6 protein-coding genes are annotated in these 15,880 nt (G+C 48.9%); all 6 read left to right on the top strand.

Translation table 11 applies throughout. From position 1 onward, the window contains the following. The first annotated feature begins 32 nt into the window (after positions 1-32). The 6 genes from EIZ37_RS00410 (at position 33) to EIZ37_RS00435 (ending at position 15,858) form a co-directional block, all read left to right on the top strand. Positions 33-10,589 carry an LPD38 domain-containing protein gene (locus tag EIZ37_RS00410; protein WP_134682579.1) on the top strand — a complete coding sequence of 3,519 codons (10,557 nt, stop codon included), beginning with the start codon at positions 33-35 and terminating at the stop codon, positions 10,587-10,589. 41 nt (positions 10,590-10,630) lie between these two features. Further along, the gene (locus tag EIZ37_RS00415; RefSeq protein ID WP_134682580.1) at positions 10,631-11,122 is read left to right on the top strand and encodes a phage holin family protein; all 492 of its coding nucleotides are present in this window, start codon (positions 10,631-10,633) and stop codon (positions 11,120-11,122) included. Beyond that, positions 11,122-12,522, top strand: a complete 1,401-nt coding sequence (locus EIZ37_RS00420; protein WP_134682581.1) for an N-acetylmuramoyl-L-alanine amidase — start codon at positions 11,122-11,124, stop codon at positions 12,520-12,522. The genes EIZ37_RS00415 and EIZ37_RS00420 overlap by 1 nt, the downstream gene beginning before the upstream one ends. Before the next feature lie 323 nt (positions 12,523-12,845). Then, a complete protein-coding gene (locus EIZ37_RS00425) occupies positions 12,846-13,109 on the top strand; it encodes a hypothetical protein (protein ID WP_134682582.1) in 264 nt (87 codons plus the stop codon). Positions 13,110-13,206: 97 nt separating this feature from the next. Beyond that, positions 13,207-13,632 (top strand): hypothetical protein, encoded by a 426-nt coding sequence (locus EIZ37_RS00430; protein ID WP_134682583.1) that lies wholly within the window; start codon positions 13,207-13,209, stop codon positions 13,630-13,632. Positions 13,633-13,644: 12 nt separating this feature from the next. Next, positions 13,645-15,858 (top strand): type IV secretory system conjugative DNA transfer family protein, encoded by a 2,214-nt coding sequence (locus tag EIZ37_RS00435; RefSeq protein ID WP_134682584.1) that lies wholly within the window; start codon positions 13,645-13,647, stop codon positions 15,856-15,858. The last annotated feature ends 22 nt before the right edge of the window (positions 15,859-15,880 follow it).

The following is a 15,880-nucleotide window of genomic DNA, read 5'->3' on the forward strand; positions in this document are numbered from 1 at the left end:
CGGGGAATAAAGTAAGCGAGGGGGAGGCACCAATGCCTTCCCCTTCTTCTGTTACTCCGAAGCAGCATGGCCCATTCTTGCCATCGAAACCATTATCACAAGCACCAGCTCCACAACATGGTCCGTTTTTGCCGGATCGCCAAACATCAACAAAACCAACAGCGAATACCAACAGCTATCTGACCAACTTCTTAGCGAAGCAGAAGGTACTGAATGATCAAAAGCCGATCTCGCCAAGCGCGAACATTTCCCGCCAAGAGATTAAAACGTCACAGGCATTGAAATCGCAGGGACTCCCTACGATCAATGATGCAAAGTCATCCAGTCCAATGAGCGAGTTTTTGACCGGACGAGTAGGAAACAACATTCCGTCTCCAACTCCAGCACAGTCCACTCCGGTACAGACTTCTCCTGTAACGGGATACCTGGCTAATCAACAAGCACGAAACAGCGTAACGTCTCCAGTTGCACAAGGGCCAACATTCGGAGAGACAGCGAAACGATATGGAGAGGCATATTTGAATGAATGGGTGAAACCGATCCTTACGCAAGGCCCAACCGCGCCTATCTCGGAAGCGCTGGAAGGTGCATTCACTCCAAATAAACAAAACCGTAATTACCTGGAGGAAGCCGGGGCAAACTTCCGAGCTGGCCTGGGTGACGTATTAGAAACAGCCGGAAACACCGCTCACTACCTGGGAGATGGACGCAGCCAAATGGTTTCCGGCATTGGGGATTCGCTCAGACGCGGAGGCGATTCTCTACGCCAGGGCTATGAAACCGAACAAGTGACAGATATGAACGATCCGCGATTCTTCTCTACCACACTCGCAAGAAGCATGGCATTCCCTGCAGCAGCCGCTCCGGTGGCAATCGGGGGTGCTTTGGGTGGCGAAGCAATCGCAGGTGCAGCTGGATTGGGTGCGCTTGGTACGTATGTAGCCGGATCTTTGGGCGCAGCGATTCCAGCGACGGCGTTTGAGTCTGCGATGGAAGCAGGGGATACATACGCGCAAGCAAGAGAGCGTGGCGAAACCCTGGAACAATCCCGGGCAGCAGCCAATGAAGCGTTAGTGAAAAACGCAGGGTTAGTTGGCGGAACGAACTTGGCAGAGTTCTTAGCGGCATTCGCGCCTGTAAGGGGCTTTAACCGCGTTGCCGCAACCATCGGTAAGGCTGGTGCGGGTGCTGTGGTAGAGGGCGGTCAAGAGGGGTATCAAGACGTTATCCAGCGTGACGCATTGGGCGAGGACGTTTCCTATAATCCGATGAATTGGGATCAAGCAACCTGGGATGCAGCAAAAATCGGCGCTTTGATCGGTGGAGGTATGGCTGGAGTCGGTGCAGTCGTAGATCCATACAGCGACGAACGTATCCAAACCATCCAGCGTGACGTTGTAAATGCCCTGCCTCCACAGATCAAGAAGCACGTCCAGGACTACACAGAATCCCGCATTAAAGAAGGTGCAGATCAGACAACCGCCTTGAACGAAGTGATGGACGATCTGATCCAAATGCCGGAGACGCAAGAGATTGTCCAGGAAGTGCTACAGAAGCATGCCAAACGAGAGGCGGAGAAAGAGAAAGTAGCCGCCCAGGGAACAGCGAAAGCGGCTCTCGATCTTGGCGTAATCGATGCGCTCGATCTGAATGCGGGACGCACAAATAAATCGACGCTTGACGAGGAGGATCTTGCCGCTAGAGTCATCCAGGCAGAGCAAACCTTCCCTGACTTTCATCCATCAATGACGGAATTGCAGGAAACGCTCGGCTTGTCTCCTAACGAGGCTTTCGATGTTGCCACGCAGATGATTGCTCGTCGCCAGGAACGAAACCGCCAGGCGGCTGCAGCTCCTTCGATGAATCAACAGGAAGCGGGACCGATCGAATTTACAGCGAATCAAGCCGCGCCAGAAGTCGCTCCGGTTGATTCGATTGATATACCAAGCGTTACACCTGTCGAATCTCAAACTGGATTAGATCAATTGGGATCTGGAATGACTTCTGGAATCACCGAAAACATGTACGACATGCTGTGGAATAAGGTACAAAAAGGCGATGTGAAAGAAGCGGGGCAAGTATCTCCACTCTTGCAAGCAGCTAAATTTGTTCGTGATGCTGGAGGATTACAGACACGCGATGACTTGATCCAGTTTGCAAATGATGTGGCTAGTGTACGTGATCAGCAACTCACAGGTCCAGCATTCCAGCAAGCGATGGGTAACGTTGTTAATAAGTACACGCCACAACAAACTGCGCAAGAAGTCATCGAACAAGAGCCATCCCTGGATGAACTGCGACAGGAATTGCAGGAAGAGAACCGTCTCCAGCAAGAGATCCAGGTCGGAGATAAAGTCACCATTGATGGACGCAAAGGCGAATATGAAGTCGTCGATGTGAAGGACCAAGCTGCCGTAAAAGTACGATTCCCAAACGGGCAAGAGATCCCTGTTGGAAGGTCAAAGGTGCAGAAGTTGCAGCAGACAGCCGCAAACGAGCAAAATACAGCCGTTCCAGATCAGTCGGTATCATCGGAAGGATCTGACGTTACACAAGCTAAAAACGCGGTTGGGGGCGGTCTATCAGGTACGAGAGTTGAGTTTGCGAGCAAAAGAAAATTCACCCCTGATGAAGTGGCGAACGCAACTGAGAACCAAGTGAAGGACCATATCGCTTGGCAAGCAGTCGGTTACGCAAAAGATAAAATTGATGAAGCGATCAGGAACAACGACTTAGCAACCGCCCGAAAATTATTCAAAGAACAAGCGAAGAACACGGGCGGCGGTAACGATCTAGCTCTTTGGAATGGCGCATACCCTCCAGGGAAAACTTCTATCACGATGCGAAACGGCAATAAAATCGATGTATCGCATGACCAGCTATTCAAGCATTACGTGGAAATGGTCAAAGAATCCGCTGGTACTATCGAGCAACCAAGGGAGAAAACGATCGATAACAGCTCGAATGATAAAAATGACCGTGAATCCAATGAACAGCAACCGGACAACATCATTGTGCCGGACGTGGGCAACCGCGATAGTGTCATCGTTGAAATGAACGGCAAGCAGGAAGAGGTCCAGGTCGGATATGCGATTGTGGACGCAAGCAACCTGGTAACGTCCCACAATACCGATCTGACGGTCAATGAAGAATTTCCGCAAGAGATGCAGCCCCGGGATCGTACCCGCGAGGCATACCGCGATCAGATCACGCGAATTGCACAAGGCTTAATCCCCGAATACCTGGGAAAGAGTCCGAAAGCATCTGAGGGCGCACCGATTATCGGGGAGGATGGCGTTGTTGAGTCCGGCAACGGGCGGACCATAGCTTTGAAAAATGCGTACCAAGAGGGCATGGAAAGCGCAAAGCGTTACCGCGAATGGCTCCAAAAAGAGGCTGATATTTTTGGGTTAACTGAGAATCAGGTAAACGCTTATAAACATCCCGTATTGGTTCGGGTTCGGCTTACAGACCTAGACCGAGAAGAATTTGCCAGAGCTGCAAATAAGTCAGATGTAGTCACCCTTTCACCTTCTGAACAAGCGCAGGCCGATGCCGCAAAACTATCGATTGGCTTGATGCAATATTTTTCGCCGGACGAGAAAGGGCAAATTCAGACAAGAGAGAATAGAGAGTTTATCACGGAGTTTATGCGTACCGTTGTGGGGAGTGCCGAACGTAATCTCTATATGACCAGCGAAGGGGCATTGTCACAAAGCGGGATCAACCGCATTCGTAATGCTGTATTCGCAAAAGCATACGGTGACGCAGCTGTGATTGAAAAGCTGGCAGAAGATCCAGACAACAATGTTCGCAACATCACGAATGCTCTCCTTCTGGCTGCCCCCCGTTTCGCTGCGCTCAAAGCCGATATGGAGGCGGGTGTGTTAATTGATGCAGATATTAGCCAAGACCTCTCAAACGCTGTCAAAGTCCTTTCTGAGCTACGAGAAGAGGGCAGGAGCGTGCAAGAATATCTGGATCAAGGATCAATGTTTGGCGATGACCTTTCCCCAATCGCAAAAGAGTGGTTAAGCATCTTTGAACGTTTCAAGGGAAGCGCTAAACGTATCTCAACATACTTGCTTACCTACGCGCATAACGTGCAAGCAGTGGGCGATCCATCGCAAATGTCTCTATTTGGGCAAGAGTATCCAACAAAAGAAGAGTTGCTGGAGGCGGCAATTCGGGAAATCGAAAGGACGGATGGAAATGCAAGAGAAGCAGCAGAGTTACAAGTCACGCTTTTTGACGAGCCGAAACCATATGTTGAACAAGATACGGAAAGCATCGGACGATCGCAAAAAGAAAGTGCTGCAGGAAATCAAAGAGGATATGAAACGGTAGATCCTGCCTGGAAAACAGAGAGCGGCTACAATCGCAATTACAAACAGCGGATCGATTACTTGGATAACCTCCTTGCGAAGAATTTGAAACCATCCTTGAAAAGAATGATTCAAGCGGAAAAAGATCGTGTTACCGCGATGTGGGACGCAGCGCAGACCATGCCGATGTACGAAGTTTTTGATCTGCAGAATGATTCGTTGAACTCGGGCGAACGATTCGACTACAAAATCTACGAGGAAACACTGAAAACCCGCAGGTCAAATGGTGAAAAATACGAAGCTCGTCCAATCCCCGAGTGGATCAAAAACCTTTCGGATGAAGAAGTGAAAAAACGCGCCGATGAATACCAGGCAAACGGATCACTTTCTTCTGATAGAGAGGGATTCCTTTTCTATCGTGAGTGGAATGATCGTCGCCAGAACCGTGTGAATGAGAAGAAAACCGCAGCAGCGAAAGAGGCAGCGGAGAAAAAGGCAGCATACGGAACCGCAACCGCTTATACGCGAGACACATTCACGTATCGCGGTCGAGAGCGTACTCGCGTTGTCTTTAACGGAAACCCTACTCAAAGCATGATCCGCCCGCTCAAAGCGATGGGATTCAGCGAGACTAGCGGCAGAGACAATACTTGGGACGGTCCAGGTCACAAGATGGGAATGGACAAAGCATTCTCCAAGCTGGATGCCGAGATCAGGAAGGAGGCGAACCGTCTTGCGAAGGAACAACGAGCAAAAGAACGGGCAGAAAAAGCAGCGGCAAAAGCCCAGGGAACAACACCAGCAGCACAAGCAGCGGTGGAGCCACAAACGCAAGAACAGCCTGATCAAGCTCCAGCGGCAAAAGAAGCGACTGAAAAAGCAAGCGCAGTAAATCCAACTATCGTGGACCGCTACCTAATGTTTGAAAAGCGAGTGCAGCAAGGGAAGGTAGAGGACGTTGAGGAAATCAAACGATTCTACCAGGCACTCAAAGAGAATGCCAACACTTTCAAGGAATCGCTAGTGGCGAAGCTAAGAACGATGGATCAATACAAGAAGAAGCGTAACGCTACGCTGGCGGACCTGGCGAACAAGACGCATGAGCGAATCGCGTACACCCTGGCAAGCGTTGACGGGATGGGGATCTCTTACAACCCGTCTGAGGATGGAGCGAAGGAGCGAGCGGTCGAGAATAAGATCGTGGGACTCACCCAGGCGGATTTGGACAAGCACAACGCAGAAAGAGAAAAGTCTCGCAACTATGCGGAAAAGGTCAAGAACAACCCCGAAACGCTGCAGGAATTGCGTGATAAGAAGCGTCAATACGGACTGACGGATCAGGAGCAAGAACGCCTGGACGAGCTAGAGGCACAAGCCACCAAAGAACGTGATAAAGAGCGAAAGAAACAAGTGGCGGAAGTCTCCGGCAAGATCGAGTTTGGTCCGGTCGAATCGTTCACGCATACCAAGACTGGAGCGAAAATGTTCAAGGTCGCGTTGAAATCCCGCTTGGATAAAGAGGCATATACCGCACTCAACAAACGCATGAAAGACCAGGGACACCCAGGCTACTCCACGTTCGCAAAAGGATTCCTGTTCAACGCTGATCCAACCGAGTATTTGAAGCAGTACACGGAGAGCCTGGAGGACGCTGTGGAGACGCAGGGCAGCCAGGAAGATGCCGAAGTTGTTCGACGCAAGAAAGTAGCGGACAAGCTGCGGACGCTAGCTGATGGCATGGCAGCGCGGGCTAACGAGGCGTTGAGCCGTGATCGCCTGACCAATACCGCGAAGCGGGCAAGAGAAGCGGCTCACGCGGAAGAAGCAGCGCAAGGAGAACTCACTTTCTCCAAAATCATGCGCAACGTAGCCGATGGTATTGAGAGCGGGGAAGCAGTCCACCTGGAAGGGGTATCCGCTCGTACTCACCTAGAGACACTGACCTACTACTTGCGCATGGCTCGAAATGAGTACATCAGAAAGAATAATATCTCCTACTCGGATTCGCAGAAAATCGATTTCGATCCCGAGCATATCAAGGGACTGGATTATCCATATCCGCAGCTGCACAAAGACACTCTCCGTGATCTGATCAAGTACGCAGGAGATCTAAAAGGCGGTAAGATGGCAGCTCGCTCTCTAAACGGTCAAATGGCGAATGCCAAGACCCACCTGGTAGACGTTCGCTATCAGATGGATAACATCGAGAAGTTGCTGGACCTAGCAAAAGGCGTGAAGGATGCCAAGTACACCATCGAACGAATCGAGGACTCTCTGATCCATAACAAGCGACTGCAAACGATGGGGATCAAGACAGCCGAGCAATTCCGATCAGCCTTGCGTGAGTATCTCAAATTCCGTGACGGAACCGCTATGACTGCCGAACAGCGCAAAGAGTTGGAATTGAAACAGCGCGAGCGTGAAATGGCGCAGCTGAAAGTCGATGGATTTTTCCCTACACCGAAGCCGTTGATCGATAAGATGCTGGATTACGCCCGCATTGAGGATGGAATGACTGTCCTGGAACCATCTGCAGGCAAGGGGAATATTGCCGATGCGATCCGTAAAGAACATCCGAATGCGGTCCTGGATGTAGTTGAATACAATCATTCGCTCTCCAGCTTCCTACAAGATAAAGGGCATAACGTGGTCGGGGATGACTTCCTGGAGCATACCGGACAATATGACAGGATCATCATGAATCCACCGTTTGAGAACCTGCAGGACGTTGATCATGTGCGCCATGCATATGAGCAGCTGAAACCAGGCGGCAGGCTGGTAGCCATTATGAGCGCCGGACCATTCGGGCGCAGCGATAAGAAGTCCACCGAGTTCCGTCAGTGGCTCGATGACCTGGGCGCGGAATACACCAAGAACCCATCTGGATCATTTAAGGATAGTGAGCGTTCTACCGGAGTTGAAACCTACATGGTTGTAATTGACAAGGACAGTGCGGCAATGGCACAACAGGAAACGGCTGCTGCTCGTCAGAAAGACATCGATACTTTCGTGGGATCAAAAGGAACATCCGGTAAACCACCAGCTCCACAAAAAATTAAAGCGATCCAGGCGCAGTCGTTCGATACTGCGCCTTTTACTATTGATGATGTGATAAATGGGAAGGCTGTTGTCCTGTCGTCGGAAGGTCCTGCACCGCGTACAGATAAGAGGGTAACGCGGACAGAGATAAGCCAATTCATCAAGGATAAATTGGGAGTACAGTTGGGAGTTGGACATACCAAAGGGGTCGCTCCCGCACTATACAACCGGAAAAGCAACGTAATCCGCAGCCAAGACTACGGTGATTTTGAGAAGATGGCACATGAGATTGGTCATGCGTATGATCGCAACGGAAAATATTCCAAAGATCCTGCATTTGCTGATGAGTTGCAAGCTCTCGCTGATCGACTAGAGATTCCGGTGGGCATGGACCCCGAGCAGATTCAACGGGAAGGATTTGCAGAATTTATGCGCACCTACCTGTATAGCTCGGAGGAACTGCTGGCAGTAGCTCCAAATTTACTGGACGCATTTGACCAGGACTTGAAAGCCCAGGGCAAATTAAAAGACATTCGGACCCTACGTGAAATGATCCAGACTTGGATTGGACAGTCTCCAGATGCCCACGTTCGTGCCGGATGGCAAGAAACAACGGAACGTAAAGTGCCGATGCGGGAACGTTGGGAGAACTTTTACACCAAGATCGTAGACGATATGTATCCTATGATTAGCCGTGTTCAACGTGCGCTTGGGAGAAACCTGGACAAAGTACCGGATGCATTCAATCCAATTGGGGCAATTATCCGCTGGAGAGGATCGGACGGAAAAGCAGAAACATTCCTGGAGTATGGTGTAGTCAACAACGAAGGGAAAAAGATCGGTAAGGGCCTGACTGAAATTCTATCAAAAGTAGATGATCTGAACGTACTGAATGATTTGCTGGTTGCATTGCGCTCAGTGGAATTGAGCGATGTTCATGGAAAAACCAAAACGCCAGTGGACATTGCCAAAGCACGCCGGATGATTACGCAATTGCGCGATAAGAAAGAGGGTCGCCAATACTTTGAAGCTGCGAAAGAGCTGTATGCATATCAGCGCGACTTGCTCAATCTTCTAGTAGAATCGGGACGTTTCTCTAAAGAGGATATTGATCGATTTACTAAGGATCATAACTTCTATGTGCCATTCTACCGTGTACAAAGCGATACCGGACTCCAGGCAAAGGTTGATGGCTACTTCAATACCCACAAACACAAAAAGATGGGTGGATTACAAAGCCCAATCCGCAAAATGAGCGAAACAGGGTCAACGAAAAATGTCATTAGTCCAGTGGAATCAATCGTTCGTAACACGTATCTGTACGTGAGCATTGCAGAGCGCAACAAGGTAGGGGTAGCATTTGCAAAGACAGCTGAGCTTTTCCCTGAGCAAATGACACCTATCTTTGAACGTGTGGATACCGTAGCGACTCCAGGGATTACCTTTGAACAAATGCAAGCATTATTCGGGGATCAAAACGCCACGGAGGATGCTAGTGTCGAGTTGAATGAAGAGGCGGTAAGGCAAGGGTTCTTGGCAATGTTTACGCCGACTACAGGCAAAAACGAAACCATAGTTTATGTAGATGGAGAGGCGCAAACATTCAAGATCCGCGATCAGTCTTTCTATACCGCGTTCCAAGCGCTTGTACCGGAGACACTGAACGGCCTAGCCAAGATCGTTTCGCCTGTAACCAATGTATTGCGCACAGGGATCACAATGACACCTGACTTCCTGATGTTGTCGATCCTGAGAAATGCGGCGGTCATGGCGTTGCAATCCAAGTCATTCAACATGATCGATTGGTTTACAGGGCGGTTCCCGCTGGAAGTGATGATGGGTTTCTATCATGCACTCAAAAAAGACAGCACGTATTATGAATGGAAATCCACTGGTGCCGGAAACAGCACAATCAACTACAGCACAAAGCATTTCCTGGACATTAAAGCAAAGAAGATCCTAAAGGAGCAAAAGGCGAAGGGGCTTTGGCGCAAGACGGTCAAGGGAGCGGAATCGTACAAACGCCTATCTGATGCTATCAATGAAATGTACAAGATCGCAGAATATACCCGAGCAAGAAAGAAAGGCGCGTCCAATGAGGAAGCGGCTGTACGCAGCCGGATGGTGGACTATGACCACAAAAGGGCAGGATCGTGGGGCCGAAACATCAACGCAACTTCTCTGTTCTTCAATGCTGGGGTCCAAGGCTTGGATATGTTCTTCCGGTCCTTGAAAAACAAGAATACCTGGGGGCGCGGATTGGTGGGTATTGTTGTGCCAACCATTATCCTGCTGGCGATGAACTGGGACGACGAGGAATATTGGGAGCTTACCCAGGAGGAGAGGGACCGGAATTATATCATCAAAATTGGTGACGGTCAATTCCTCAAGATCCCAATCCCTTTTGAGTATGGTCTGACGTTCAAAACTGGAATTGAGTACGCAGCGGTGCGGGCGTTCACGGAACATCCGGCAGAATTTGAGGACTACTGGAAAAACTGGTGGCAAACCGCCACGCCTTCCCTCATGGTCAGCACGATGATTCCTTGGATCGAATTGTGGACAGGCGTGGACTATGAGACGGGGCGAAACATCGTTCCTATGGATACGCAAGATATGGAGCCGCGCTATCAGTACAACGACAATACTCCGGAAATGTACAAGCTGCTGGGGGATTGGCTGAACGTATCACCAGCAAAAATCGATCACGCTATTCGGAGCTTTACAGGTGGTGCAGCGAAATACGTATCCTCTATCGGTGATTTCTCCCTGGAGAAAGCTGGCGTGGTGGAAGCAAAAGATAAAATCGGTAACACAAACCCATTGATCAGCCGGTTCGTTGGATCGGTTAATGATGGAACGACAGCCAGCGGCAATGAGTTTTATGAGAAGCTTGACAAATTGGAACAGCAGCACAGTTCATATGGTGTACCTGGTGATCCTGAGCCTATCGTGAGCAACCACCGAAAAGCACAGAAGTTTATGGCGGCATTACGCAACATGAGATCCGATTTGCTCAACGAAAAAGGCATGAGCCTAGAGCAGAAGAAAGCAAACATCGAGAAGATCAACAAAGCTCTCCGCGATTTACCTCGTAAAATGCTTGGAAAGGAAGCACTAGACGAACCAAACTTCCTAGAAATGATGGAATTGACTGACCGATACATCAAATGGAAGGATAAGCAAAAAGGAAAGCAACCCAATAATACGGGCGCGGCAAAATAGCTGCGCTCTTTCTTTATGACCAAAAAAGGAGAGTGTTAGGTATGAGGTTTTCGATGGATCAATTCGCAATCGGAGAAGTTGCAAACGCGAAGACAGGTGGCGCTGCGATAATTTCCGGATCGGTAGCTTGGTTTATTCAAACGATGTATAACGCTGAAATCGGAGACATGCGTTATTATGTCGCATTAGCTTTTTTGATCATTATCGCCCTGGACTGGTTGACAGGAATCGCTGCCAGCTTTAAAGATGGGACCCTATCCAGCGAGTACGGCATTAACGGCATCCTGCGCACAATTTTTGTGATCTGCTTCCCTGCTCTCGCTCGCTTCCTGGATAACGCACTTGGCACAACAGAAGTATTGTTTTATGGCGTGACAGGCGGGCTAATGTTCCACTACTGGCAAAGCGTAACGGCGAATGCATACCGCGCGGGCTGGGACAAATGGATTCCAAAATGGCTCATGAACTTGGTGGCATCTGAGATTGAATCGAAGATTGCAAGGGCGACAAAACGGAAGGGAGAGAACCCGTAATGAAATTTTTCTTAAATCCCGGGCACGGCGGGGCGGACCCTGGCTCCGTTTCAAATGGGCTAAAGGAAAAAGATATCACCTTGCTTGTCTCAATGCGTATTCGCGATATTTTGCTCAACGAGTATGAAAATATTGAAATCAAAATGAGTCGGACAGACGACAGAACGGTATCCCTCAAAGAAACTACTGATATGGCAAATGCGTGGGGAGCTGACTTCTTTCTGAGCATCCATGTTAATGCTGGCGGAGGGAAAGGTGGATTTGAGTCGTTCATCTATCACAAAATCCCCGCAAAAGATCTAAAGGAGACAGAGAGGGTACAACAGCTCATTCACGCGGAAGTTATGAAGCTGATTGGCGGGATCGACCGCGGGCCGAAAAAGAAAGACCTCCATGTATGCCGAGAGACAGAAGCCATTGCGGTTCTAACCGAAATGGCTTTTATTGATGTAGCCAACGATGCTGCGAGGTTAAAGGACCCGAGATTCCTTGAAAATGTGGCAAGAGGACACGCTAACGGGGTAGCATTGGCTTTCGGTTTAAAGAAGAAAACTGCGCTCCAGAAAACACCCATTTTAGGGGAGAGTAAGGCAGCCATCGAGCAGATGATAGCATTTGTCAAAGAGGAGAATCCCCAATTTGATGAGGAAATAGCGAAAGCGTTCTTGGAAGTTGGGCGGCTGTACGGGATCAGGGGTGACATTGCCTTCTGCCAATCGATCCACGAGACAGGCTGGTTTAAGTTTGAAGGAGGAACAGCAGTCACTCCCGATCAGCATAATTATTGCGGGCTTGGGGTAACGAAGAAGGGAGTCAAAGGTGCTGCGTTCTCAAGCATTCGTGAAGGAGTAACGGCTCAGATTCAACATTTATACGCCTACGCGACAAAGGCGGATTTACCAACAGGAGAAAAGATCGTTGATCCGCGCTTTCATCTGGTTACGAGAGGGATTGCGCCTGCCTGGGAGGACCTTAACGGGCGCTGGGCCGTACCAGGTACAACGTATGGTCAAAGTATTCTCGCCTTGCATGACAAGCTGCTTAAATTCCCGATTCCGATTCGTAAAGAGGAGGAAAATAAGTTCTTAGATGTAACTTTCATTGTGAACGGCAATCCAATCCCTGCGCATTACATGGGGATACCGACGAAAGGGTACATCCAGGATGGGAGGGCGTATATTCCAATCCGTCCTTTTGCCGAGCTGGTAGGTTTGAAAGTCGCTTATGAGCCAAAAGATCACTCCATTTCACTGAATGGCAGAAAGCTCAAAACGAAAACAATATTAGAAACCGAGAAACGGAGTACAGGGTATTGCCAGGTGAAGGAAATTGCCGATCTATTCAAGTACAAGCTTGCCTGGGACCAGTCAACAAAGACGGTTACGGTCGTCACGACTTAGTTTTACACGGTATTACACATAATGACATAAAAATATACATGTGTTATGCTTAATACATCCGTTCTCCAATCCATTTTGTTTCCTCCGAGAAACGCGCAAGGTGCTTATGCCTTGTGCGTTTTTTTGCTTATTTATCGAGAAAAGTGGAATGTTCTTGCTTACACACGCATACGCTAGATTCATCTAGCGCATGGGCGATACTACGGCCTTCTCCCGAAATCGGGGGGAGGTCTTTTTTTATTTTTACTCGGAATGTGCAAAAGGATACGGTCATACCGTAGTAATGCAGAGGTTCAAACCAGGGAATGACAGGGGGATACACGATGAAGCGGAAGAGGAAAGTCAAGAGTGTAACTTTTAGTCAAGCCGATCCATTTGAGTGCCAACTCCTCAAGCATGCCAACAGGCAGGGACGTTTTGCAACTTACGTTAAGCGATTGATCCAACGTGATATGGAAAAAAATAATGCGCCAGCCGAAGCCAGCGCAGGGCGTACTATACCATCCCAGGGAATTAGGGTAGTTGTTGGATCAAAGGAATTTCATCAGGGTAGCAAAAGTGATCAAACCAGCACCAGCTCCGATTAAAACAAGCGGCAAAGGAATCAGCATTTTGGGTCCTCCCATCGGATTTGATACGTATAGTTTGGCATCTATTTAGACGATTTATACAGGAGGGAATAAGATGGATATGGTTGTACGGATCAACGGTGTGCCATTGAGAGAAAGAGCGCCCTTCGATGAAGTGCCCACAATCAAATGGAGAAAAACAATCCATCCGAAAATGAAACAAATTGCCATTACGTTGTGGACCCTATCGGGCACGATCCTGGCAAATGAGCATGTGCAAGCGGTCGGTTCAATCGCAAAAGAGATGAAACCTCTAACTGATCTTTTCCAAGAGCTTGCTATGGGATTGGGGGCACTTGCCTTAATCGCGGGGTTTGCCATGTTCGGCTTTAACAAACGTCTCGGGAAAGTAACGATCATGCGGACAGCTTTGATTATCCTAGCGATATTCCTTTGCCCATCCGCGATCCTACTCCTAGCGATCATCGGTAGATATATGAACGATGCGATGTGGAACGTATTGCAAAACATCAAAATGTAAGGAGGAACACAGATGCTTGTTAGCTTCCCCGAGGAACGGATCACACTCACCTACATGCGCAAGGGTGTCGCCTGGGAGAAGGTGGAACCGATCTATCCGGAAGTTGCGGTGGCTGTAGAAGTTCAGGATAACATTCAGACCATAGTTCACAACGAACCAGTATTCGCATTTTTCCAGATCACGCCGCACTCTACGGTAAAAAATGATTACGCGCATCAATTTGCCGAGATCATTGCGGATGGATACCAGGAATTTTATCGTCTTGTCCGGTCAAGAGCAAAGAGACAAGATATGATCTTTATGGAATCCACGATGACAAATGGCGCATATAAAAGCCACATCGTCACGTTGCCCGCGCTAAAAGATACCATCCGCGCCCAAGCGCAATCAATCTGGAGACACTCCACGATAAAAGAGGCTACCGATCCCCTGGAGGACTTATCCGCTGAACAGGTTCTTTGCTACGATCTACGTCTCCGCTTCCCTCATTTCCTCTCACTGAAAACCGACAGGCGCTTGCAGGAGAAGCCGCTCGGAGAGATCCTGGAGCTTTCCCGTTTCCTACAGGAGAACGATAAAGTCTACATTCAGTTTGGAATCCAGCCAGCCGAAACGATGTGGTACAAAGAGGCAGAACAGGACCGCAAAGTATTTGAGAAAGAGAAACCCCGTTCCTGGAAGAAGTCGAAGGAGATCAGTGATGCAACCGACAAAAAACTATCACAAGCGGGATTTGATTTTACCCTACGGCTCGTTGTCCGGTCCGAAGATGTTCGGCGGCAGCTGCGGATCATGAGGGGGTTGATCGTAGCATTCAAACAGCTAGATCACGACAATGAGCTTGTTGGGAAGAAGGTCCCTAAATATAGGGTGAATCATTGGATTAGAAAAATGAAAGACAGAAAAATTGATACTCCATTCTTGTTTGGGCGACGCAACCTGGTATCCGGTGAAGAAGCCGGACACTTTTTTAAGCTGCCACAGCACTCTCTCCAGGAGGATTATCCAATCATCGATACGATCAATCATCCAGAGGTTGATCTGCCAAAGGAAGTCACAAAATCGGGACTGTTTTTGGGAACGGCTACTTTCAAAGGAGAAAAAATTCCCGTATATAAGCCGACGAAGAATTGGGATCTTTTATGTCTGCCGGACGTTGTGATCGGGCCGATGGGATGCGGCAAGACAGAAGGATATGCGGCAAACGCGATTGTTGAAATGGTCAAAGCGGGCTATGGGGGGATCGTAATAGATCCAGCAAAAGGACAGATCGGGGATCAGGTGGAAAAGGTTTTGCCGCCAGAGAAGGTAATGAGGATACGGTTAGGAGAAAAGCCGATTGGTTTGGATTGGCGTGAAGTTCTCCATGCTGAGCGGGCTAAGCAGCAGCTCGCGGGGATCATCATGGGAGTATTCCAGGATATTAACGAGGATGCGCCGGAGACAGAGCGGCACATTAAGGCAGCAGTCTATGGCATGCAGACAGGACGACTCCAGGAGATACTGGAGATCTTTGAGGACGATGCCCATAGAGAGAAGATAATCAGACAAATGCCGGATGGCATGCATAAGACAACACTAATCGAATTTGGTAAGGAATCTCCTGCCATGCGTAGAAAGATCCTACGCCCCATATATAACCGTTTGGATTGTGTCCTTGGTGATGCCTACCTGGAGGAGTGCATGCGGACCAGGGCGGGATTGGACTTTGTAGAGTTATTCAAAATGCGAAAGGCTATCATCATCGATGTTCCGGTCAAAAAATTGGGAGCCGCGGCAGTAGATTTGCTGGTCAATATTCTATGTACAAAAGCGGATGCTGCAATGACTTTACGGCCTGACAATGACGATGATCCCGACATGTTTCCTTTCCTTTTCCTCATGGACGAACCACATCAGTATTTGAGAGCAAAAAAAATATGGAAAGGCGCAGCAGTAACTAGCCGGAAATGGAGAATCAAATATACGTGGATGTTTCACTCGTTTGAGCAGCTGCCTGCCGATCTGGTCGAAATCATTAAATCGGCGGGGCCAAACTATCACCTATACGCCAGTTCTAAAGAAACCTATAATAAGCTCAAAGAGGAAATAGTACCATTTAAGCCCGAGCAAGCGATCAAACTTCCACGGTTCCACGCGATTAATATCATCCGGTCAGACTCAGGTATGCTACGCCCATTTATAGCTAAGATGGCTCTACCGCCAGCTGAAAGGTTTTCGTCTTAATAATCCCAAGCAAAGCAGTGTT

Origin of the sequence: Brevibacillus migulae (genome assembly GCF_004521915.1) — a bacterium.
Classification (GTDB): Bacteria; Bacillota; Bacilli; order Brevibacillales; family Brevibacillaceae; genus Brevibacillus_F; species Brevibacillus_F migulae.

Excerpts from the sequence above, each read along its gene's own strand:
- EIZ37_RS00415 (WP_134682580.1), top strand. The coding sequence starts at position 10,631 with ATGAGGTTTTCGATGGATCAATTCGCAATCGGAGAAGTTGCAAACGCG.
- EIZ37_RS00420 (WP_134682581.1), top strand. The coding sequence starts at position 11,122 with ATGAAATTTTTCTTAAATCCCGGGCACGGCGGGGCGGACCCTGGCTCC.
- EIZ37_RS00425 (WP_134682582.1), top strand. The coding sequence starts at position 12,846 with ATGAAGCGGAAGAGGAAAGTCAAGAGTGTAACTTTTAGTCAAGCCGAT.
- EIZ37_RS00430 (WP_134682583.1), top strand. The coding sequence starts at position 13,207 with ATGGATATGGTTGTACGGATCAACGGTGTGCCATTGAGAGAAAGAGCG.
- EIZ37_RS00435 (WP_134682584.1), top strand. The coding sequence starts at position 13,645 with ATGCTTGTTAGCTTCCCCGAGGAACGGATCACACTCACCTACATGCGC.
- EIZ37_RS00410 (WP_134682579.1), top strand. The coding sequence starts at position 33 with ATGCCTTCCCCTTCTTCTGTTACTCCGAAGCAGCATGGCCCATTCTTG.